This is a genomic window from Roseococcus sp. GW821-FHT12F05, from assembly GCF_058806835.1.
The window spans coordinates 131,784-150,952 of record NZ_JBXAQB010000012.1 but is presented as its reverse complement, the minus strand read 5'-3'; the positions used below and the strand labels follow the sequence as shown (position 1 = coordinate 150,952).

Genomic DNA, 19,169 nt, shown 5'->3' with positions numbered 1-19,169 from the left:
TCAGGCGGGAAGCCAGGCCGCGAGCTTTCCGAGCAACGCCTTCTTCGTGAAGGGCTTGGCCAGGTAGTCGTTGAGCCCATGGGCCAAGCAGGTGTCGCGATAGCCGGCCATGGCATTGGCCGTGAGCGCGACTATGGGGATCATCGCGCCGCTCTCGCCCAGCACCTTCCGTAGGATCGAGGTGACGGCAAAGCCGTCCATGTCCGGCAGCTGGATGTCCATCAGGATGAGGTCCGGCCGCCCGGCCAGCGCCAGCGAGACCGCCGTGGCGCCGTCGCCGGCGACCGTCACGCGGTGTCCCGCCCCGGTGAGGATGGCCTTCGCCACCGCCTGGTTGGTGAGGTTGTCCTCCACGAGGAGGATGCTGGCGGCGCCGGCGCGGGGCTGGCGTGCCTCCGCCGCCGGAATGGGGGGCGCCAGCGCGGCGGCCGTGCCGGGCTGCAGCGGGACCTCGAACCAGAAGACGCTGCCGCCCCCGGCCCGTGATCGCGCGCCGATCGCCCCGCCCATCAGCTCGACGAGCTGCTTGGAGATGGAGAGGCCGAGCCCCGTGCCGCCGAAGCGCCGAGCGATGCTGGTCTCCGCCTGCTCGAAGGCCTGGAAGAGCCGGTCCAGCCGGCTCTCGTCGAAACCCACGCCGGTGTCGGCAACCTCCACCCTCAGCCGGGTTCCGGCACCGAGCGTCGCCCGGATCGAGACGCCGCCCTTCAGGGTGAACTTGACCGCATTGGTCGCGAGGTTGAGCAGCACCTGGCGCAACCGGCTCGGATCGCCCACGAAGGCGGCCTTCAGCGCCGGGTCGATCTCGACGTCGAGGCTGAGCCCGCCCTGCCGGCTCCTGGGCCGGAGCAGGCGGGCGACGTCCTCGATCAGCTCGGCGGGCCGGAATTCCAGCGCCTCCAGGGTCAGCTTGCCGATCTCGAGCTTCGAGACGTCGAGGATGTCGTTGAGGATGTTGAGCAGCCCCATCGCCGAGCTCTTCACCGCCTCGGCATATTGCCGCTGCGTCCCGTCGAGCCCCGCCTCCAGCAGCAGCTCCGTCATGCCGATGATGCCGTGCATCGGCGTGCGGACCTCGTGGCTCATCATGGCGAGGAAGGTGGTCTTCGCCTGGTTCGCCCGTTCCGCGGCCGCGCGCGCCTCGTCGATGATGGCCTGCTGGCGCTTCATCGCGGTGATGTCGACATGCGTGCTGTAGACCACGCCGTCGCCGCCGTGCTGCTCGGTGACGCGGACCCATCTCTCGCCGGGCAGCGGGACCTCGTAGGAGACCCCCGTGAAGCGCTGGTCCTCCGCGAGCCGGGCGATGGCACGCTCCAGCAGCTCCTGCGACGAGGGCGACTGGTAAGCCTTCTCCCAGACATCGCGGAGCAGCGTGGCATAGCTGCGCCCCAGCACCACTCCGCGGCTGGCGAAGCCGTAGAGCGCCAGGAAGGTCTGGTTGACCGAGGCCACCTTCCCCGCCGCGTCGAGGACCATGACGCCGTCCGCCAGGTTCTCCAGGCTGTCGTGGCGCGAGGCCGCCGCGACCTCCGTCCCCGGGGCGATGGCGAGGTTCGAGCCGGGGCTCGGGATGCGCGCCCAGATCCGGATGCGGGCGCCCTCCGGCAGCGGCAGGGAAGAGACCCGCAGCCATTGCCCGCCATGGAAGAAGACGAAGGGCTGGCTCTGCGCGCGGTGCCGCGCGATGCCGTCGGCGATGTAGCGCTCGATCTCCGGCAGTTCCCCGGCGGCGAGGCGCTTGGTGTAGAAGCGGTGCAGGTTCTCGCGATAGGGCTCGCCGCAAAAGACGTGGCCGTCATGCTCCGGGAAGATCCGCAGGAAGGTCCTGTTCCAGGACATCGTGCGATCCATCGCGTCGAAGATGCAGACGCCGATGTCGAGCCCATCCAGCGCGTCCGAGATCTGCCGGTAGGCGTGGTCGAGCGGCTTCCCCGTCCCGGTATCCGCATCCGTCACCGGCGGGTTCGGGAGCGCCGGCTGCGAATAGTTCACGGGCGTGATCTTCATGCGGCTCTCGTGCCCACAACTTTTACGCGAATACCACAACCTGAAGTTTAATACAGGCTTGAAACCTGGCCTGCCCGAATGACGGCCCGTCCCATGATCGCAGGCCGTGGCGTCTGTTCAGTGGCAGTTCAGCGGCAATTCAGGATTCGCAGGTCGTAGACCGGATGCTCGAACATGTTCACCGCCGGCGCGTCGGCGAACATCCAGCCGCGGAAGACCGGGCCGGAGCCCGGCGGGCTGCGCTCGTCGGTGATCTCCAGGAAGGCCGCGGCGTCCGGCACCTCGTCGGGCGGCCGCGCGTGGCAGGCGCGGAGCAGGATGGTCAGCGTGCCGAAACGCGCGGGCTCGCCCACCGTGGCGCGCAGCGTCAGCACGCGCGCATTCACCTTGTCGAGCGCTTGGATCTCGCCGTAGCGGCGCGGGACCCATTCCTGCGCACCCGCCAGGCCGGGGAAGGCCAGCAGCGCCGCCAGCAGGGCCGCGCGGATCATCGGCGCTTCGGGCTCGGCAGGCCGGCGACCATCTCGGCGAGGATGCGGCGCATCGCCGCCTCGTCCACGCCCATGAGGATCGCATCCTCGAAGGCGTCGCGCAGCACCTGCTCGGCCTCGGCGTGGTTCTCCGCCAGGACCTTCACCTTCTCCCGGCAGGAGACGGGCTCGCCGTCGGCGCCGGGCCAGATGGTGGGCGCGGCGCTCATCGCGGGGCCGGGGTCGGCGCCGGTGTCGCGGTGCGGCCGCCCTCGGCGGGGGCCGCATTCGCGTTCATCTGCGTCACCGAGAAGATGAAGCGGCCGAGCAGGCTCTCCAGGCTCACCGAGCCCTGGGTCTCCATGATGCGGCCGCCGTCGGCCAACATGCGGTCACCGCCGCCGGGCACGATGGAGATGTACTTGCCGCCCAGCAGCCCCTCTGAGGTCACTTCGGCGGAGCTGTCGTTCGGCAACTGGATGTCGGAACGGACGCGGAGCGCCACCACGGCCTGGAAGGTCCGGGGATCGATCCGCAGGCCGGTGACGGAGCCCACCTTCACGCCGCCGATGCGCACGTCGGCGCCGTCGTTCAGCCCGTCGATGCGGTCGAACTGCGCGGTCAGCGCGATGCCGCCGGTCTGCGGCGTGCGGCCGCCATGCATCACGGCATAGACCAGGAAGATTCCGGCCGCGGCCAGGACGACGGCGCCCGTGGCGACCTCGGCGATGCTGCGGCCCTTCATGCGCGAAATTTCCTCATGAGCCCATCCCTGCCCAATCGGGCGTACCAAAGCGGGAGAGATGGCGCCTCAGCTGCCTGGCGTCCAGGCCTCGTAGTCGCCGCCGGTCACGCGGCGCTGACCACCGGCATAGTCATGGCCCTTCGGGCGCCAGGCCATCGGCGTGCCGGTGAGGTTGGGCTGGTGCGGCTTCTGCCACGGGTACTTCGGGCCATCGAGCGGCGCGTCGGTGGTGTGGTGCAGCCAGGCATGCCACTCGGGCGGCACGATCGAGCTGTCGCTCCCATGGGCCAGCGAGACGGTGCGCCGCGTGCGGCCATAGATCGGGTCCGGCCGCTTGCTCTCATAATAGGTGTTGCCGACGGCGTCGCGACCGACCTTGCGGGCGGTGATTTTCGTGGTGAGGAGCTGCAGGAAGGACATGCCCCAGCATCGCACGAAACCGCGCCGCAGCAAAGCCGGAGCCGATTCGAGTTTTCCACAAGATGTTGTGGTAATTTCCACTTATGGCCACATCATGCGGCTTCACCTGGACGAAACCCCTCGTTAGGCTCCCCTCCATGGCACGTCTCGACGGAACCTTGTGGGAAGGGGTGGCGCTCCGGCGCACCCGCATCGGCGCGGACCCCGACGCGCCGCCTCGCGCGCTCGCGCTGCCGTCGGGCTGGGAGGACGAGGCCGCCGCCGCGCTGGCCGCCCTCGTTCCCGGCACCGGGCCGGCCACGCTGCCGCGCGCCGCCGAGGCCTGGATCGCGAAGGCGCTGACGCGCGGCGAGAAGGCCGGGCTGGTCACGCCCGAGGAGGCGCCGCACCTCGCCGAGGGCTGGCGCGCCCTGCTGCTCACCCGACGCGGCGCCCCCGGCGCCGAGGTGTGGCGCGGCGACTCCAAGCCCGAGCCCCGCTTCGTGCTGAACCTGCCGGCCTTCCTGGAGCCCGAGGGCGGCTTCGACCTGGAGGGCTATGCCGAAGCCTGCTCGCTTGGCGTGATGTTCCTGGACGCCATCACGTCAGGCAAGGCCGCGCGGCTGCGGCTGGGCTTCGCCGACCTCGCGGGGCTGCTGGCTACGCTCAACGTCGCCTATGACAGCACCGAGGGGCGGCAGGTCGCCGCCGGCATCGCGGCGCTGACCCGTGGCGCCGCGGAGTCGCAAAGCGGCCGCCTCGCCGCCCGGCTGGGCGCGCGCGAGCCGGTGGCGCTGATCTGGCCCGCGCCGCCCGAGTCGACACCCCTGCCCGGCCTCGCCGCCGCGGCCCGCGCCGCCCTGGATGCGGCCGCCGCCTCGCCCGGCCTGCGCCACGCCGCCCTGGTGGCTTTGGCGCCCGCCGACGCCGCGGAGGCGCTGCTCGGCGCGGAGACCGCTGGCGTTGCGCCGGCCCCCGGGGCCACCCGGGCCGTCGAGACCGAAACGGGTATCGTGGATGTGCCCACGCGCGCCGCGATGCGCGCGCCGCAGACCCGCGTGGCCGCGCTGCTCGGCCCGGTCAGCGAGCGCGCCCGCGCCGGCATGCTGGCGGCCGTCTCGCCCTTCCTGCATGCGGCGCCGCCGGCGCCCGTGGCCGTCCCGGCCGCGCCCCGGCCTGCCCCGGCGCCGCGCCCTGCCCTGCGCCGTCAGGCCGGCCAGACGCTGCATGTCTCGGTGGGCGGCCACAAGGTCGCGCTGCGCACCGCCGAGGAGGACGGCACACTGAAGGAGATCGCCTTCAGCCTCTCCAAGGAGGGCGCCAACTACCGCAGCCTGATGGACGCCTTCGCGCAGGCGGTCTCGGCCGGTCTCGCGCGTGGCGTGCCGCTGGCCGACTATGTGGACGCCTTCGCCTATACGCGCTTCGGCCCGGCCGGCGTGGTCGAGGGCGATCCCGACATTCCCCGCGCGACCTCGGTGCTGGACTGGGCCTTCCGGCGCCTCGCCATGGACCACCTCGGCGGCGCGCTGCCGCAGCCCGAGGCCGAGGACGTGGCGCCCGACAGCGCAGCGCGCGCGGCCGAGCAGTCGCCGCTGCTGCCGCTTGACCTGCCGGCGGCGCCGCCCAAGGCCCGCAACCTGCGCATCGTTGCTTGAGATCGAGGGGCTCTGCCCCTCGAGCACCCCGGCAGGAACCTGAGTTTCCTGCACCTTCCGCCTGTTGAAGGGCCCAGGGACCTAAGTCCCTGGCGGGGGTTGGCCCCGAAGGGAAGACAACCGAGGGGGCGGAGCCCTCTCGCAACCACCTCAACGCCAGCCGAAGGATTTGCCGTGTCCAAGATCGAAGCCCGTCTCGCCGAGCTCGGCCTGACCCTGCCCGAAGCCTCCGCGCCCATCGCGAACTATGTGCCGTTCACGGTCTCCGGGAAGATCGTCTACATCTCCGGCCAGGTGCCGCGGAAGGACGGAAAGATCTTCCCGGTCGGCCAGGTGGGCGACGCCGTTTCGGTGGAGGACGCCAAGGCGGCGGCGAAGAACTGCATGCTGTCGATCATCGCGCACGCCAGGGCCGCGGCCGGCGGCGATCTGGACCGGATCGCCCGCGTGCTGCGCGTCACGGGCTATGTGAACTCGGCAGCGGGCTTCGGCGACCAGCCTTCCGTGATCAACGGCGCCTCGGACTGCGCGGTGGAGGTCTTCGGCGAGGCCGGGCGGCATGCCCGCAGCGCCGTCGGCGTGTCCTCGCTGCCCGCGGGCGCCTCGGTCGAGGTCGAGGCGATCCTGGAACTTCTGTGACCTGATTTTTCCGGCGAAGAGGCCCATACTTGGGGTCGATGGACTCCCTCCCCGAGCTGACCCTCTCGCTGCACACATCCATCGCCGGAATCCCGGCCGTGGAGTGGGACGCCTGCGCGGGGGACAACCCCTTCGTCTCGCACGCCTTCCTCTCGGCACTGGAAGAGAGCGGCAGCGCCTCGGCCGAGACGGGCTGGCTGCCGCAGCACGCGGCGCTGCGCGACGCCTGCGGACAGCTCGTGGCCTGCGCACCCTGCTACGCGAAGTCGCATTCCCAGGGCGAATACGTCTTCGACCACGGCTGGGCGAATGCCTATGAGCGCGCCGGCGGGAACTACTATCCGAAGCTGCAGGTGGCGGTGCCCTTCAGCCCGGTGCCGGGGCCGCGTCTGCTGCGGCGGCCAGGCGTTCCCGTTGCAGCGCTGGCGCAGGGACTCGCGCAGGCGATGCGGGCGATCGAGTGCTCCTCGGTCCACATCACCTTCTGCACCGAGGAGGAATGGCAGGCGCTGGGCGAGGCCGGATGGCTGCAGCGCATCGGCCTACAGTTCCACTGGCAGAACCAAGGTTATCAGGACTTCGACGATTTCCTCGGCGCCCTCAGCAGCCGCAAGCGCAAGGCGTTGCGGAAGGAGCGGCGGTCGGTGGTGGAATCCGGCCTCACGCTCCGCACGCTGCGCGGCGCCGAGATCACCCCCGCGCATTGGAAGGCCTTCTACCGGTTCTACCGCAACACGGTGGATGGCCGCTGGGGTGGTGCCTATCTGACGAAGACCTTCTTCCCGCTGATGGGCGAGAAGCTCGGCGACCGGGTGGTGCTCATGTGGGCCGAGCGCGATGGAAAGCCCGTCGCCGGCGCGCTGAACCTGCTGGGCAGCGAGGCCCTCTACGGCCGCAACTGGGGCTGCGACGAGGAGGTCCCCTTCCTGCATTTCGAGCTCTGCTACCTGCGGGCCATCGACTTCGCCATCGAGCACGGGATCGGTCGCGTCGAGGCCGGCGCGCAGGGCGAGCACAAGATCCAGCGCGGCTATCTCCCGGCGCCGACCTATTCCGCGCATCTCATCGCGCATCGCGGGCTCTCGCGTGCCGTGGCCGAATTCCTGGAGGCCGAGCGCCCGGCGATCCGTGAGCGCATAGCGGAGCTGGCGACCCTCTCCCCCTACCGGCACGACGGCGAGGCCTGACGCATCCCCATGCGCCTGGCCTATGCGCAGCTGGCGCTCTCGATGATTCTCGTGGGCGCGAATGTCGGCGTGGGCAAGCTACTGGCCGCGGCGCTGCCCATCGCGCTCATCCTCTTCCTGCGCTGCGTGCTGGCGGTGATCGTGCTCTGGCCGCTGGCCCGCGCGCTGGAAGGACGCGTGCGGCCGTCGCGCATGGTCCTGCGCAACCTGGCCCTTCAGGCTTTGTTCGGAACCGCCCTCTACAATGCCGCGCTGCTGGCCGGGCTACGGCTGACCTCGGCGCTGGAGGGCGGGATGGTGCTGGCGACCCTGCCGGCGGTGGTGGCGATCGGCAGCTTCTGCTGGCTGAGGGAGCGGCTGTCCGGCCGCCAGTGGCTTGCCGCGGCGCTGGCCGGCTTCGGCATGGCGGCGATCACGCTGGCGCGGCTCGATGCGGACGGGCACGGGTCGGCGCTGGGGAACCTGCTGATCTTCCTCGGCGTCGGCGGCGAGGCGGTCTATGTGTTGCTGGCCAAGCGGATCGCCGGGACCGTGCCGGTGATCACCGCATCGCTCTGGATGCAGGTCTTCTCCGCGATCGTGATGCTGCCCTTCGCGGCGTCGGATCTAGGTGCCGTCGCGGCGCTCGCCGATCCCACGCTGCTGGCGCTGCTGCTCTTCCACGCACTGACGGCCAGCGTGATCGGCCTGATGCTCTGGTATCATGGGCTGAGGCGCGTGCCGGCCGGCACGGCGGGGGTGTTCACGGCCTTCCTGCCGGCGAGCGCCGCGGTGACCGCGGTGCTCTTCCTGGGCGAGCATTTCGGCGCGGTCCATGTCGCCGGCTTCACATTGATGATAGCAAGCGTGATGCTGGCGACCTGGCCGCGCCGGTGAGGGCCTGGCTCACACTCACCGTGCCGGAGCTTTTCGCGGTCAGCGCGGAGGATGTGGCGGCGCGGCTCGCCTATGCGCAGGCCGGGCGCCACGCGACATTGGAGCTGGCGCAGCGCAACGCCTGGGTCGCGATGGCGGAAGGGCTTCGCGCGGCGCTCGCGATGCCGGAGGCGGCGGATTGGACGCTGCTGCTGGAATACGACCTGCTGCGGCTGGAAAAGCGGATCGACGCCGTCCTGCTGACCGATCGCGCGACGATCGTGCTGGAATGGAAGGATCGAGCGACGCGCTCCGCCGCCGCCGATCTGCGCCAGGTCGAGGATTACGCGCTCGACCTGCACGATTTTCATGCCGGTTGCCGCGCGCATCCGGTGGTGCCGATCCTGGTGGCCACGGAGGCGCCGGAGACGCGCTTCGCACCGCCGCTGATCTGGCAGGGCGTTCCGCCGCCGATGGCGGTGAACCAACGCCAGCTCAGCGAACGGTTGCTGGATGTCATGGCCTCCATCGGCGCGCCGCAGCAACCGCTGCGCACTGAAGCCTGGCTGGCCGCGCCCTATCGCCCGGTGCCGGGCGTGCTCGAAGCCGCCTCCATGCTCTTCGACCGGCATCGCAGCGCGGAGATGGTCGAGGCGCGCGCCGACGCCGCCAATCTCACGCGCACCACGGATGCCGTGCTGCGTGCCATCGACGAGGCGCGCGCGATGGACCAGCGCGTGGTCGTCTTCGTCACCGGGATTCCCGGCGCGGGGAAGACGCTGTGCGGCCTGAACATCGTCTTCGGCGCGCTGCGGGAATCGGGCGCCGCCTTCCTGACCGGAAACGCGCCGCTCGTCGCCGTCCTGCGCGAGGACCTGCGCCGCCGCAGCGGCGGCCGGAAGGACCAGGCCCGCACCGCGCTGCAGAACGTGCACCGCTTCCTGGAGCACCACGTCCTCAAGCCCGACGAAGTGCCGGAAGCGCGCATCATCGTCTTCGACGAGGCACAGCGCGCCTGGGACCAGACCCAGGCCACGCGCGACACGCAACGCCGCGTGAGCCGCCTCACCCTCAGCGAGCCCGCGCATATGCTCGACATCCTCGCGCGGCACGAGGGCTGGTGCGCGCTGGTGGCGCTGATCGGCCAGGGGCAGGAGATCAACACGGGCGAGGCCGGGCTCGCTGAATGGGCGCGGGTGATCGCCGAGCGGCCGGAATGGCGCGCGGTGGCGGCGCCTGGATATATCTCCGGCCCTTGGCTGAAGACGGACGGCGCGCTCGACCTCACGGTGCCGATGCGCTCGGTGCGGCACAGCCACGGTGCGCGCTGGGTGGATGCCATGCTGCGCGGCCAGGCGGAGGAAGCGGCGGAGATCGCGCGGGACGGCCTTCCCTTCTACGTCACGCGCGATCTGTCGGAGATGCGCACCGCCCTTCGCGGCCTCGCCCGCGGCCAACGGCGCGCCGGCCTTGTCGCCTCTTCCGGCGCGAAGCGGCTCCGCGCCGAGGGTCTCGGCACCCAGCTGACCGATGTCGAAAACTGGTTCCTCGATCACTGGCCCGACGTGCGCGCCTCCGACGCGCTGGAGACCACCGCGACGGAATACGATTGCCAGGGCCTGGAGCTCGACGTCGTGGGCCTCTGCTGGGGCGGCGACCTGCTGCGCGGGCCGCGCGGATGGCTGGTTCAGCGCTTCGGCGGCACGAAGTGGAAGACGGTCCACAAGCCCGAGACGCAGGCCTTCTTCCTCAACAAGTACCGCGTGTTGCTGACCCGCGCCCGGTACGAGACGGTGATCTGGATTCCCAGCGGCAGCGATCCGTCGGAGCCCTTTTTCGATGCCACCCGGCCCCGCGCCGCCTTCGACGCCGTCGCGGACTATCTGCACCGCTGCGGAGCCGGCGGACTGCCGTGGGAACCTGACGCGGTGTCCGGCGAGCCCCAGATCAACTATTACTAGCAAAATCCCGCAACGCTCACCGTTTGTTAAGAGATTCAGGCGCATTCAGGCGGGGCCGCAAAAGGGCGGCACCTATGGAGGCGATCCCGCCTCCAGGGCGAAACGGGAAGAACCCATGCCCCATGACTCCGAGCCGCCGGCCGCGCCGCACCCCAGGGGCGAGCCCGGCGCAGCAGGCCTTCTCGGCCTGGTGCAGCGGACTTGCCAGGCGCTCCAGGCGATGGCCGCGAGCCTGGAGGCCCTGGATAGCGTGCTCCTCCGTCTCCAGCGGCTGGGACCTCAGGCCGGTCCGCCGACCGAGCTCATGACCGGCACCTGCGACACCGTGTCGCGCGTGATCGCGCTGCTCCGGCGCGAGGGGCCTCCACTGCTCTTCCGTGCGCAGGCCTTGCGACTTCGTCTGCGGCTGCACGGCTATGCCGCCGGAAGCTCAGCCGCCGTGGCGATGCGGACGCTCCATGCGGATCTCGACGGGCTGGCCGCCTTCCGGCCGGAGGACGCCGCGCATTGGGGCATGAGCGTCCGGCGCATCCGGTCCAACACCATGGTCCTGCTCGCCGAGTTCGACGGCCAGCGCCGCCGCATGATGCCCACCGGCCCGCAGCCGGCGCCCCCGATGGAGACGCCCGCCTCGGTCGCAGTCGCGCGTTGAGATCAGCCGGAGGCGAGGCTCTCGAAGACCAGCATGCGATGGCCGCGATTCTCGAACTCGTCGCATTCGCGCATGCCGATATCGGTCAGCACGGCGCGCGAGGCATGGTTGGTCTCCCGCGCCACGCCGATGATGCGCACCAGCCCCGCCGCATGGCCGAAATCCAGCGCCGCCCGCGCCGCCTCGCGCGCATAGCCATGGCCGCGACAGGCGGGCCAGAGCGCGAAACGGACGGCGACGCCCCGCCCGTCCGGCCGCTCCATCAGCCCGGCGATGCCGAGAAAGTCGCCGGATTCGCGGAGGAAGACGCTCCAGGTGCCGTAGCCGCGCACCTGCCAGAAGGCGATGTCGTCCTCCAGCTCCTCTCGCACGCGCTCGGGCGAGCGCGCGCCGTGCAGCATGTAACCGAAGACCGATTCGTCGGTCTTGAGACGGATCAGGTCCGGCAGGTGCTCGAGGCCGGGAGGCAGCAGGGAAAGCCGCGCGGTCGTGATGATCCGCGGCGAGTTCAGCAGACTGCGATGCATGGCAGCATCTCCGCGCTACCGGACAAGAGGCCGGTACTTGATCCGATGGGGCTGATCCGCGTTGGCGCCAAGTCGTCGCTTCTTGTCGGCTTCATAGGCCTGGAAGTTGCCCTCGAACCACTCGACATGGCTGTCGCCCTCGAAGGCGAGGATGTGCGTGGCGAGGCGGTCGAGGAACCAGCGATCGTGGCTGATGACCACCACGCAGCCGGCGAATTCCATCAGCGCCTCTTCGAGCGCGCGCAGCGTGTCGACATCGAGGTCGTTGGTCGGCTCGTCGAGCAGCAGGACGTTGTGCGGCACGGCCAGCATCTTCGCGAGATGGACGCGGTTGCGCTCGCCGCCAGAGAGCACGCCGACCCGCTTCTGCTGATCGGCGCCCTTGAAGTTGAAGGCGGCCGTATAGGCGCGCGAGGCGATGCTGCGCTTGCCGATGTTGATCATGTCGTCGCCGCCGGAGATCTCCTGCCAGACGGACTTGGTGTCATCCAGGCTGTCGCGCGACTGGTCGACATAGCCGAGCCGCACGGAATCGCCGACCTTCAGCGTGCCCGCATCCGGCGTCTCGTTGCCGGTGATCATGCGAAACAGCGTGGTCTTGCCCGCGCCGTTCGGCCCGATCACGCCGACGATGCCGCCCGGCGGCAGCTTGAAGGTGAGGTCGTCGATCAGCAGGCGGTTGCCATAGGCCTTCCGCAGCCCCTCCGCCTCGATGACGATGTTGCCGAGACGCGGCGGCGGCGAGATGAGGATCTCGACCTCGCCCAGCCCGCGATCCTGGCTCGCCTCCAGCAGTTCCTCGTAGCGCGAGATGCGCGCCTTGCTCTTGGCCTGGCGGGCGGAGGGGCTGCGCCCGATCCATTCCTGCTCGGCGGCCAGGGTGCGGATGCGGGCCGTGTCCTCGCGGTTCTCCTGCTCCAGGCGCTTGCGCTTCTGCTCCAGATAGGCGGAGTAGTTGCCCTGGTAGGGGAAGCCGCGGCCGCGATCGACCTCGAGGATCCAGTTGGTCACGTTGTCGAGGAAGTAGCGGTCGTGGGTCACGATCAGCACCGCACCCGGGTAGTCGCGCAGCGTGTGCTCCAGCCAGGAGACGCTTTCCGCATCAAGGTGGTTGGTCGGCTCGTCGAGCAGCAGCAGGTCGGGTTTCTCCAGCAGCAGGCGGCACAGCGCCACGCGCCGCCGCTCGCCGCCCGAGAGGTTCTCCACCGAGGATTCCGCCGGCGGGCAGCGCAGCGCGTCGAGCGCGATGTCCACCCGGCGGTCGAGCTCCCAGCCGTCCGCGGCGTCGATCGCCTCCTGCAGCGTGCCCTGCTCGGCGAGGAGGTCGTTCATCTCCTGCTCGGTCATCTCCTCCATGAAGCGCTCGCTGATCTCGTTGAAGCGCTTCAGCTGCGCCTCCAGCGTCGCGAAGGCGGCGCGCACGTTCTCGCCGACATTCTTGGTGGGATCGAGCTGCGGCTCCTGTGCGAGGTAGCCCACGCGCGCGCCCTCGGCGACCCAGGCCTCGCCGCCGAAATCCTTGTCCATCCCGGCCATGATCTTCATGAGCGTCGACTTGCCGGCGCCGTTGGGGCCGAGCACGCCGATCTTCACGTCCGGCAGGAAAGACAGGGTGATTCCCTTGAAGACCTCGCGGCCGCCCGGATAGGACTTGGTCAGGTCCTTCATGACATAGACGTACTGGTAAGCGGCCATGGTGCGCTGAGCCTCGGAGCTGGACGTGTGCGGCGCTTCTACCGCCTGAGGGCCATGCGGGAAAGCATGGGCGAAGCGTCATGTGGCCCCCGTCTTGCCGCAACGCAACATGCCCGCATCTTCCGATCATGCCGCCGCGCTCCGTTCTGTACAGCCTCGCCAGCGCCTACTTCGTGCTGGGTGTCGCCTCGCTCGCCATCGTGGGCCTTGTCCCGCCCATCGCGCGGGACCTGGAGGTCGCGCCGGCCTCGGTCGCGCTGCTGGTCACGGCCTTCGCGCTGACCTACGCCGTCGCCTCCCCGGTGAGCCAGATGCTCGTCGGCCATTGGGACCGCCGGCGCCTCATGCTGACCGGCCTCGGCCTTATGACGCTGGGCCTGATCGGCAGCGGCCTCGCGCCGGGCTACGCCACCCTCTTCATTTCGCGCATGGTCATGGCGGTGGGCGCCGTGCTGGTCGGCCCCATGGCCTCGGCGACGGCGGCCAGCCTCGCCCATCCGGCAGAGCGTGGCGCGGCCCTCGGCACGGTCTTCGGCGGTATGACGATGGCGACCGTGCTCGGCGTTCCCGCATCGGGCTGGATGGGCAGCGCGGTCGGCTGGCGCGAGACGATGGGGGTGCTGGCGCTGATCACCGTGGCGGGCGCCGCCTGGGTGCGGCTCGCGGTGCCCGGGGGCTCGCGCGGGCAGCGCAGCTCGCTGGCCGATATCGGGGCGCTGCTGCGCGACCGGCCCGTCGCGGCGGCGCTCGGGGCCGGGCTCTTCCAGATCGCGGCGCAGTTCGCGACCTATGCGCTGGTCGGCGCCTACCTCACCGAGAATTTCGCCGTACCGCCGGCGCTGATCCCGCTGGGGCTGGCGATCTTCGGCATCGGCGGCGTGGTGGGGAATGCCGTCGCCACGCGCCTGATGCTACGGGTGGCGCCGGCGCGGATGGTGGGAATCGGGCTCTGCGCGCTCGCGGCGGTCATGCTGGCCCTCCTCCTGGCGCCACCCTGGGCCTGGCTGGCCATGGTGCTGATGCTGCTCTGGGCCATCGCGGGGGTCTCGCCCATGGCGTCGGGGCAGGCCTGGCTGGTCCAGATGGCGCCCGGCAACCTCGTGCTCGCCCTCAATGCGGCGGGGATGTACGTGGGCATCGCGGGCGGCTCGGCGATCTCGGGGCTGACCCACACGCTGGTCGGGTCCTGGGCGATGCCGCTCGCCTCCCTTGCCGTGGTGGGGCTGGCCGGGCTCAGCTATCGCATCGCGCGGAGATCACAAGCGCGCTGAACGGGAGCGGCCATGAGCGCGACGGAAGATTTCGTCACCTGGGAATGCATGCTGTGCGGCTGGGTCTATGACGAGGCCAAGGGCGCGCCCGAGGAAGGGCTCGCGCCCGGCACGCGCTGGGCCGACGTGCCGGAGACCTGGAGCTGCCCGGACTGCAGCGCCACGAAGAACGACTTCGAGATGCGGAAGCGGGATTAGCTCCCGCTTCCGAAGACCCGCAATCAGGCGTCGACGTACTTGATCACGCAGCCATAGGGCGGCGTCACGGCACGCTCGAGCTGGCGGCCTTCCTGCACCGCGATCATGGCGTCGCGCAGGAAGGGCTCGGCGCGGGGCACGTCCTCGACGCGGGTGGAGCGGATGCTGTCGATCGCGCCCATGTAGCGCAGCCGGCCCTCGGCATCGATCACGTACATGCCCGGCGTCGTGGTCGCGGCATAGGCGCGCGCGGCCTGGCTGCGGTGGTCGAGGATGACGGCCGCCGGCGCGGCGTTGCGGCTGGCGGTGAGCGCCTTGGCCTCCGGGCCGGTCACATAGCCCTGCTCGCCCTGAGGCGAGGAGGCCATGGAGAGCCACACGATGTTGCGGGACGCCGCATCGCGCTGGAGGGTCTGCATGTTGCTGCTGTTGTAGTGCTTCCGCACAAAGGGGCAGTCGTGGTTGGTCCATTCGAGGACCACCGTGCGGCCGCGGAACTCGGAGAGGCGGCGGACATTGCCGTCCTGGTCCGGCAGGGCGAAGTCGGGCGCCTGGGCGCCGATCGCCGGCGCAGCCGAAGCGAGAGCGGGGATCAGGGGAAGAGTGGCAGCGCCCAGCATGGCGCCACGGCGGGTCAGCATGACCATTCTCGTGCTCCTCACATTGTTGGGTGGTGAGCGACGCTATCGCGCTGCAGCAGCGCAGGCAACCGAATTATGAAATTCACGAAACCTTGGGCGGTTAAACCCTCGGCGTCGCCGCCGTGATGGCCTGCAGCACCATCCCCTCGGTGAGGATCTGCGGCAGCATCACCGGCGCCCCGCCGCCCGCGGGGTAGAGCAGGTAGAGCGGCACGCCGTCGCGGCCATGGGCGCGGAGCATCGCCGTGATGGCTTGGTCGCCATTGGTCCAGTCGCCGGTCAGCACGGTGACGTTGGCAGCGTTGAAGGCGGCACGGACGGCGGTCGTGTCCAGCGCCACGCGCTCGTTGACCTTGCAGGAGATGCACCAGGCGGCGGTCAGGTTCACGAAGACGGGCTTGCCTTCTTCGCGCAAAGCCTCCAGCCGGGCCTGGGTCCAGGGTTCGCCAAGCTGCGCCGAGGCGGTGGCGCCGCCGGCCCCGCCGGACTTCAGCATCGGCAGGATGGCCAGGGCCGCGACCAGCGAAAGCGCCGCGCCCCCCAGGAACCAACGCCGCGCGGAGCCCTCCTGCGCGAGGCCCAGCGCCCAGCCCGCCATGCCCACCAGCACGCCGCCGACGAGCACCATCAGCGTGCCGTCCGGGCCCGCCTGCTGCGCCACGACCCAGACCAGCCAGGCGGCCGCCAGGTACATCGGAAAGGCGAGGAACTGCTTCAGCCGGTCCATCCAGGCGCCGGGCCGCGGCAGGACCCGCGCGAAGCCCGGGAAGACGCCCAGCAGCGCATAGGGCAGCGCGAGGCCGAGGCCCATTGCCGCGAAGATCGCCAGCGTCGCCGCGGGCGGCATGGCCAGCGCGGCGCCGATCGCCGCCGCCATGAAGGGCGCGGTGCAGGGCGTCGCCACCAGCACCGCCAGCACGCCGGCGAAGAAGCTGCCCGACTTGCCGCCCTTGGCCGCCAGCCCCGAGCCGGCATTGACCGGCCCGCCGATCGCGTAGACGCCCGAGAGGTTCAGCCCCACCGCCAGCATCAGCCAGGCCATGGCGCCGACGAAGAAGGGCGAGGTGAACTGGAAGCCCCAGCCCGCCACGGAGCCGGCCGCGCGGACGCCCAGCAGCGCCCCGCCGATCGCCAGGAAGGAGAGGACCACGCCGGCCGTGTAGCTCGCCGCATGGGCCCGCACGACGCTCTGCGCCGCGCCAGCCAGCCGCGCCACGGCGATGGCCTTCATCGCCAGGATCGGGAAGACGCAGGGCATGGCGTTCAGGATGAGCCCGCCCAGCGCGGCGAAGACCAGCGCCTGCCAGAGCGGCAGGGTGGGCTCGGCACTCGGCATCGGGCCCGGGACGGCGCTCACCCAATAGGCGCCGCGGACGCCGGCGGCGTCGGTGATGGCGACGATGCCCTCCACGGTGGCCGGCACCGGGCCGGCGGCGCGGGTGAGCCCCAGGGTGAAGCCGCCCTCGCGCGCCGTCATCGGTTGCGGCGTCGCATTCTCGACGACGAGCTGCTCCAGCGGGAAGAAGAAGGCCTCGCGCAGCGAGTCGGCCGAGAGGCCAGGCCCCTCCAGGCTGATCGCGCCGCGGCCGCCCTCGAAGCCGATCCGCGCGGTGAAGGCGGAGGCGCGCGGCAGGGCCGCCTCGGCCGCCGCGAAGAGCACCTGTGCCGCCGGGCGGGGCGTCGCCTCCACCGGGATGTCGAGGATGAAGCGCCCCTCCTCGGGAATGCAGATGCGCTCGCAGATCAGCCAGTCCGCACTCGCCTCGATGCGCTGGGTCTGACCCACCGCGAGGTTCGCCGGCGGCCGGACCTCCATGAGGAAGATGGCCTCGTCTTCGTACCCGAAATTCACGAGCGGGCCGAAGGGGATGCGGTGCGGCGCGGGGAACTGCAGCTCGCCGGCGGCCCAGCCCTCGGGGAGCGCCAGCGTCATCTCCGGCGGCTGGCCGGCATCGCCGGGGTTGCGCCAATAGGTGTGCCAGCCATGGGCCATCTTCTGGCGCAGCGCCACACGGAAGGGCTGGCCCGGCGCGATGGCCGCCACATCCGACACCAGGGTCACGGTGGCACGCGGCGAGGTGACCGGCGCGGACTCCAGCGCACGGCCCGGCTGAGCCAGGAGCAGCAGTCCGAGGAAGGCGAGGAGAGCGCGCATGCCGCAAGTGCTAACGGCTCGCGACACCGGGGGGCAAGGATGAATTTTAACCCAGGCCCGGCCCTGCAACGTGGCTGAAACATCACCATGCATATGAGTTGGTGGCAACACGGAAACTGCGAGCATGCAACCCGGGTTGAGACGCTGCGACCTCACTAAGTCCGGAGAACCACAATGACTTCCTTCAAAACCAGCCTGCTGGCCGGGGCTGCGACCCTGGCCGTCCCCCTCGCGGCCAGCGCCCAGGGGATGACCCAGGGAGCGATGGGCTTCGTCGACCAGTTCCGCCTCGCGCCGCAGCAGACCGTCAGCGGTCTCTATATCGGCGCCGGCGCGGGCGCGAACTTCATCGAGAACAGCAATCTGCGGAGCAATCCCAGCCTCGCCGCCGGGCTCGCGGCCGGCGGCGTCGGCGGCCGAGGCCGTGCGCAGTACGATCCCGGCTTCACCGGCGTCCTCTCGCTGGGCTGGGGCTTCGGCAACGGCCTGCGCGTCGAGGTCGAGGGCAACTACCGCCAGAACGACCTCGACAAGATCGGCGGCTTCACGGGCTCGGGCGTGCGCGGCCCCGCGGGCGGCATCCAGCGCACCTACGGCGTGATGGGCAATGTGCTTTACGACTTCCGCATCCCGGGCGTGCCCTGGATCGTGCCCTATATCGGCGCCGGCGCAGGCTATGCATGGCGCGACTGGGACAATGTGCGGGCCGGCGGCGGCGGCGCGACGGCGATCTCGCGGGCGACCGAGGGCGCCTTCGCCTACCAGGCCATCGGCGGCTTCGCCTTCCCGATCGCCCAGGTGCCCGGCCTCGCGGTCACGGCCGAGTATCGCTACTTCGCCACGGACGCGACGGACATGAACACCCGCGTCATCAACAATGCCGGCGCGGGCATTGCGGGCGGGCGGCTGCGCGCCAACAACGAGAACCACTCTGTGCTGGTGGGCCTGCGCTACGCCTTCAACCAGCCGGCGCCGCCGCCTGCCCCAGCGCCGATCATCGCCGCGGCTCCCGCGCCGGCCCGCACCTACCTGGTCTTCTTCGATTGGGATCGGGCGGACCTGACCGACCGTGCGCGGCAGATCATCGCCGACGCGGCGCAGAACGCCCGCGTGGTGAGCTCGACGCGCATCGAGGTGTCCGGCCATGCGGATCGCACCGGCACGGCCCAGTACAACCAGCGCCTGTCGGTGCGCCGCGCCGAGGCGGTCGCCGCTGAGCTCGTCCGCCGCGGCATCAGCCGCGACGAGATCACGGTCCAGGGCTTCGGCTTCGACCGCCCGTTGGTTCCGACGGCCATGGGCGTTCGCGAGCCGCAGAACCGGCGCGTGGAAATCGTCCTGCGCTGATCGGCCGGCAGGTCGGACAGGAATGGGGCCGCCGGAGCGATCCGGTGGCCCTTTTTCATGCGGCATGGCCCGAGAGCCCTATCGTCAGGCGATCTCCTTGCGGAACAGCTTGTTCGGCAGGACTTCCCTGTAGCGCGGGTCCCGGCGGACCAGCAGGTCGACCACGAGGGTCATCTGCGGAAGGCGGATCTGCTCCTCGGTGTACATCCTGGCGGTCAGGGGAAAGGCCGCCGGATTGAGGGTCGGCGACACCGCCAGGCTCCATTTGTAGTCGTCGAAATCGATGTAGCCGCCCGGCTTGAGCAGCCGGTCGATGAGGCAGAAGGCCGGCGCATCGACGGCCCAGGTATGGGCTCCGTCCAGGTATACGTAGTCGTAGATCGGCTCGGGATGCCGGCGCAGCACCCGTGCGAGCGACCAGTTGTAGGAATCGAGATACCGGTAGCTGGAGCCGAGCGCGACGATGTTGGCATGCCCTTGCGCGCGAAGGCGCCCGGCGACGGCCACCACCTTGTCGTCGAAATCGTAGAGATGCAGCTTTCCCTGGCCGCCGAGGAACTCCGCGAGGCGCTCCGTGGTGGCGCCGTGGTGGATGCCGATCTCGGCCAGGCATAGCCCGGCACGGTCCCGCTCACCCAGGCAGTCCTCGATGAGCTGCATCGTCTGCAGGTTGGCCCGATGGGCCACGACGTCGTCGGGATAGGTCTTCTCGTCCATGGAACCCGCCTCTTGCCGCACTGGCATAGAGGCGGGCCCTTT

General features: G+C 70.5%; 19 protein-coding genes. 9 read left to right on the top strand and 10 right to left on the bottom strand.

Annotation, left to right across the window (positions count from 1 at the left end):
• The 5 genes from AC1ROY_RS24660 to AC1ROY_RS24640 form a co-directional block, all read right to left on the bottom strand.
• Window positions 1-2,010 (bottom strand): hybrid sensor histidine kinase/response regulator, encoded by a 2,010-nt coding sequence (locus AC1ROY_RS24660; RefSeq protein WP_493151557.1) that lies wholly within the window; start codon window positions 2,008-2,010, stop codon window positions 1-3.
• Window positions 2,011-2,138: 128 nt separating this feature from the next.
• A complete protein-coding gene (locus AC1ROY_RS24655) occupies window positions 2,139-2,501 on the bottom strand; it encodes a DUF2155 domain-containing protein (protein WP_493151556.1) in 363 nt (120 codons plus the stop codon).
• The gene (locus AC1ROY_RS24650; RefSeq protein WP_493151555.1) at window positions 2,498-2,710 is read right to left on the bottom strand and encodes a hypothetical protein; all 213 of its coding nucleotides are present in this window, start codon (window positions 2,708-2,710) and stop codon (window positions 2,498-2,500) included. Before AC1ROY_RS24650 ends, AC1ROY_RS24655 begins: the two co-directional genes overlap by 4 nt.
• Window positions 2,707-3,225, bottom strand: a complete 519-nt coding sequence (gene mlaD / locus AC1ROY_RS24645; protein ID WP_493151554.1) for an outer membrane lipid asymmetry maintenance protein MlaD — start codon at window positions 3,223-3,225, stop codon at window positions 2,707-2,709. The genes AC1ROY_RS24650 and mlaD overlap by 4 nt, the downstream gene beginning before the upstream one ends.
• A gap of 66 nt (window positions 3,226-3,291) precedes the next feature.
• Complete coding sequence (locus tag AC1ROY_RS24640) at window positions 3,292-3,645, bottom strand: NADH-ubiquinone oxidoreductase subunit NDUFA12 family protein (protein ID WP_493151553.1); 354 nt, start codon at window positions 3,643-3,645, stop codon at window positions 3,292-3,294.
• 137 nt (window positions 3,646-3,782) lie between these two features.
• On the opposite strand from AC1ROY_RS24640, the gene AC1ROY_RS24635 reads away from it, so the two are divergent.
• From AC1ROY_RS24635 to AC1ROY_RS24610, 6 genes are all read left to right on the top strand, one after another.
• Window positions 3,783-5,282: a TSCPD domain-containing protein gene (locus AC1ROY_RS24635; RefSeq protein WP_493151552.1), complete on the top strand. Its 1,500-nt coding sequence runs from the start codon at window positions 3,783-3,785 to the stop codon at window positions 5,280-5,282.
• A gap of 174 nt (window positions 5,283-5,456) precedes the next feature.
• The gene (locus tag AC1ROY_RS24630) at window positions 5,457-5,921 is read left to right on the top strand and encodes a RidA family protein (RefSeq protein WP_493151551.1); all 465 of its coding nucleotides are present in this window, start codon (window positions 5,457-5,459) and stop codon (window positions 5,919-5,921) included.
• A gap of 38 nt (window positions 5,922-5,959) precedes the next feature.
• Window positions 5,960-7,108: a GNAT family N-acetyltransferase gene (locus AC1ROY_RS24625; protein ID WP_493151550.1), complete on the top strand. Its 1,149-nt coding sequence runs from the start codon at window positions 5,960-5,962 to the stop codon at window positions 7,106-7,108.
• 9 nt (window positions 7,109-7,117) lie between these two features.
• The gene (locus AC1ROY_RS24620) at window positions 7,118-7,984 is read left to right on the top strand and encodes a DMT family transporter (protein WP_493151549.1); all 867 of its coding nucleotides are present in this window, start codon (window positions 7,118-7,120) and stop codon (window positions 7,982-7,984) included.
• Window positions 7,981-9,924, top strand: a complete 1,944-nt coding sequence (locus AC1ROY_RS24615; protein ID WP_493151548.1) for a DUF2075 domain-containing protein — start codon at window positions 7,981-7,983, stop codon at window positions 9,922-9,924. The genes AC1ROY_RS24620 and AC1ROY_RS24615 overlap by 4 nt, the downstream gene beginning before the upstream one ends.
• 115 nt (window positions 9,925-10,039) lie before the next feature.
• Window positions 10,040-10,576 (top strand): hypothetical protein, encoded by a 537-nt coding sequence (locus tag AC1ROY_RS24610; protein ID WP_493151547.1) that lies wholly within the window; start codon window positions 10,040-10,042, stop codon window positions 10,574-10,576.
• A gap of 2 nt (window positions 10,577-10,578) precedes the next feature.
• Here the strand turns inward: AC1ROY_RS24610 and AC1ROY_RS24605 are convergent, their stop codons facing one another.
• Both AC1ROY_RS24605 and ettA read right to left on the bottom strand, forming a co-directional pair.
• Window positions 10,579-11,103 (bottom strand): GNAT family N-acetyltransferase, encoded by a 525-nt coding sequence (locus AC1ROY_RS24605; protein ID WP_493151546.1) that lies wholly within the window; start codon window positions 11,101-11,103, stop codon window positions 10,579-10,581.
• 15 nt (window positions 11,104-11,118) lie between these two features.
• Window positions 11,119-12,798, bottom strand: a complete 1,680-nt coding sequence (gene ettA / locus AC1ROY_RS24600; protein WP_493151545.1) for an energy-dependent translational throttle protein EttA — start codon at window positions 12,796-12,798, stop codon at window positions 11,119-11,121.
• 128 nt (window positions 12,799-12,926) lie between these two features.
• Between ettA and AC1ROY_RS24595 the strand changes: the two genes are divergently transcribed.
• A complete protein-coding gene (locus tag AC1ROY_RS24595; protein ID WP_493151544.1) occupies window positions 12,927-14,069 on the top strand; it encodes an MFS transporter in 1,143 nt (380 codons plus the stop codon).
• 12 nt (window positions 14,070-14,081) lie between these two features.
• Window positions 14,082-14,267, top strand: coding sequence for a rubredoxin (locus AC1ROY_RS24590; protein ID WP_493151543.1), 186 nt, complete (start codon window positions 14,082-14,084; stop codon window positions 14,265-14,267).
• Between the two features lie 23 nt (window positions 14,268-14,290).
• On the opposite strand, the gene AC1ROY_RS24585 is transcribed toward AC1ROY_RS24590, so the two are convergent.
• Window positions 14,291-14,914, bottom strand: a complete 624-nt coding sequence (locus AC1ROY_RS24585; protein WP_493151542.1) for a redoxin domain-containing protein — start codon at window positions 14,912-14,914, stop codon at window positions 14,291-14,293.
• Window positions 14,915-15,008: 94 nt separating this feature from the next.
• Window positions 15,009-17,063 carry a protein-disulfide reductase DsbD family protein gene (locus tag AC1ROY_RS24580; protein WP_493151541.1) on the bottom strand — a complete coding sequence of 685 codons (2,055 nt, stop codon included), beginning with the start codon at window positions 17,061-17,063 and terminating at the stop codon, window positions 15,009-15,011.
• Between the two features lie 174 nt (window positions 17,064-17,237).
• Between AC1ROY_RS24580 and AC1ROY_RS24575 the strand changes: the two genes are divergently transcribed.
• Window positions 17,238-18,410, top strand: coding sequence for an OmpA family protein (locus AC1ROY_RS24575; protein ID WP_493151540.1), 1,173 nt, complete (start codon window positions 17,238-17,240; stop codon window positions 18,408-18,410).
• Between the two features lie 84 nt (window positions 18,411-18,494).
• Here AC1ROY_RS24575 and AC1ROY_RS24570 read toward each other — a convergent pair whose 3' ends face one another.
• Entirely contained in the window at window positions 18,495-19,127 is a 633-nt protein-coding gene (locus AC1ROY_RS24570; protein ID WP_493151539.1) for a class I SAM-dependent methyltransferase, read from the bottom strand.
• Between the last annotated feature and the right edge of the window lie 42 nt (window positions 19,128-19,169).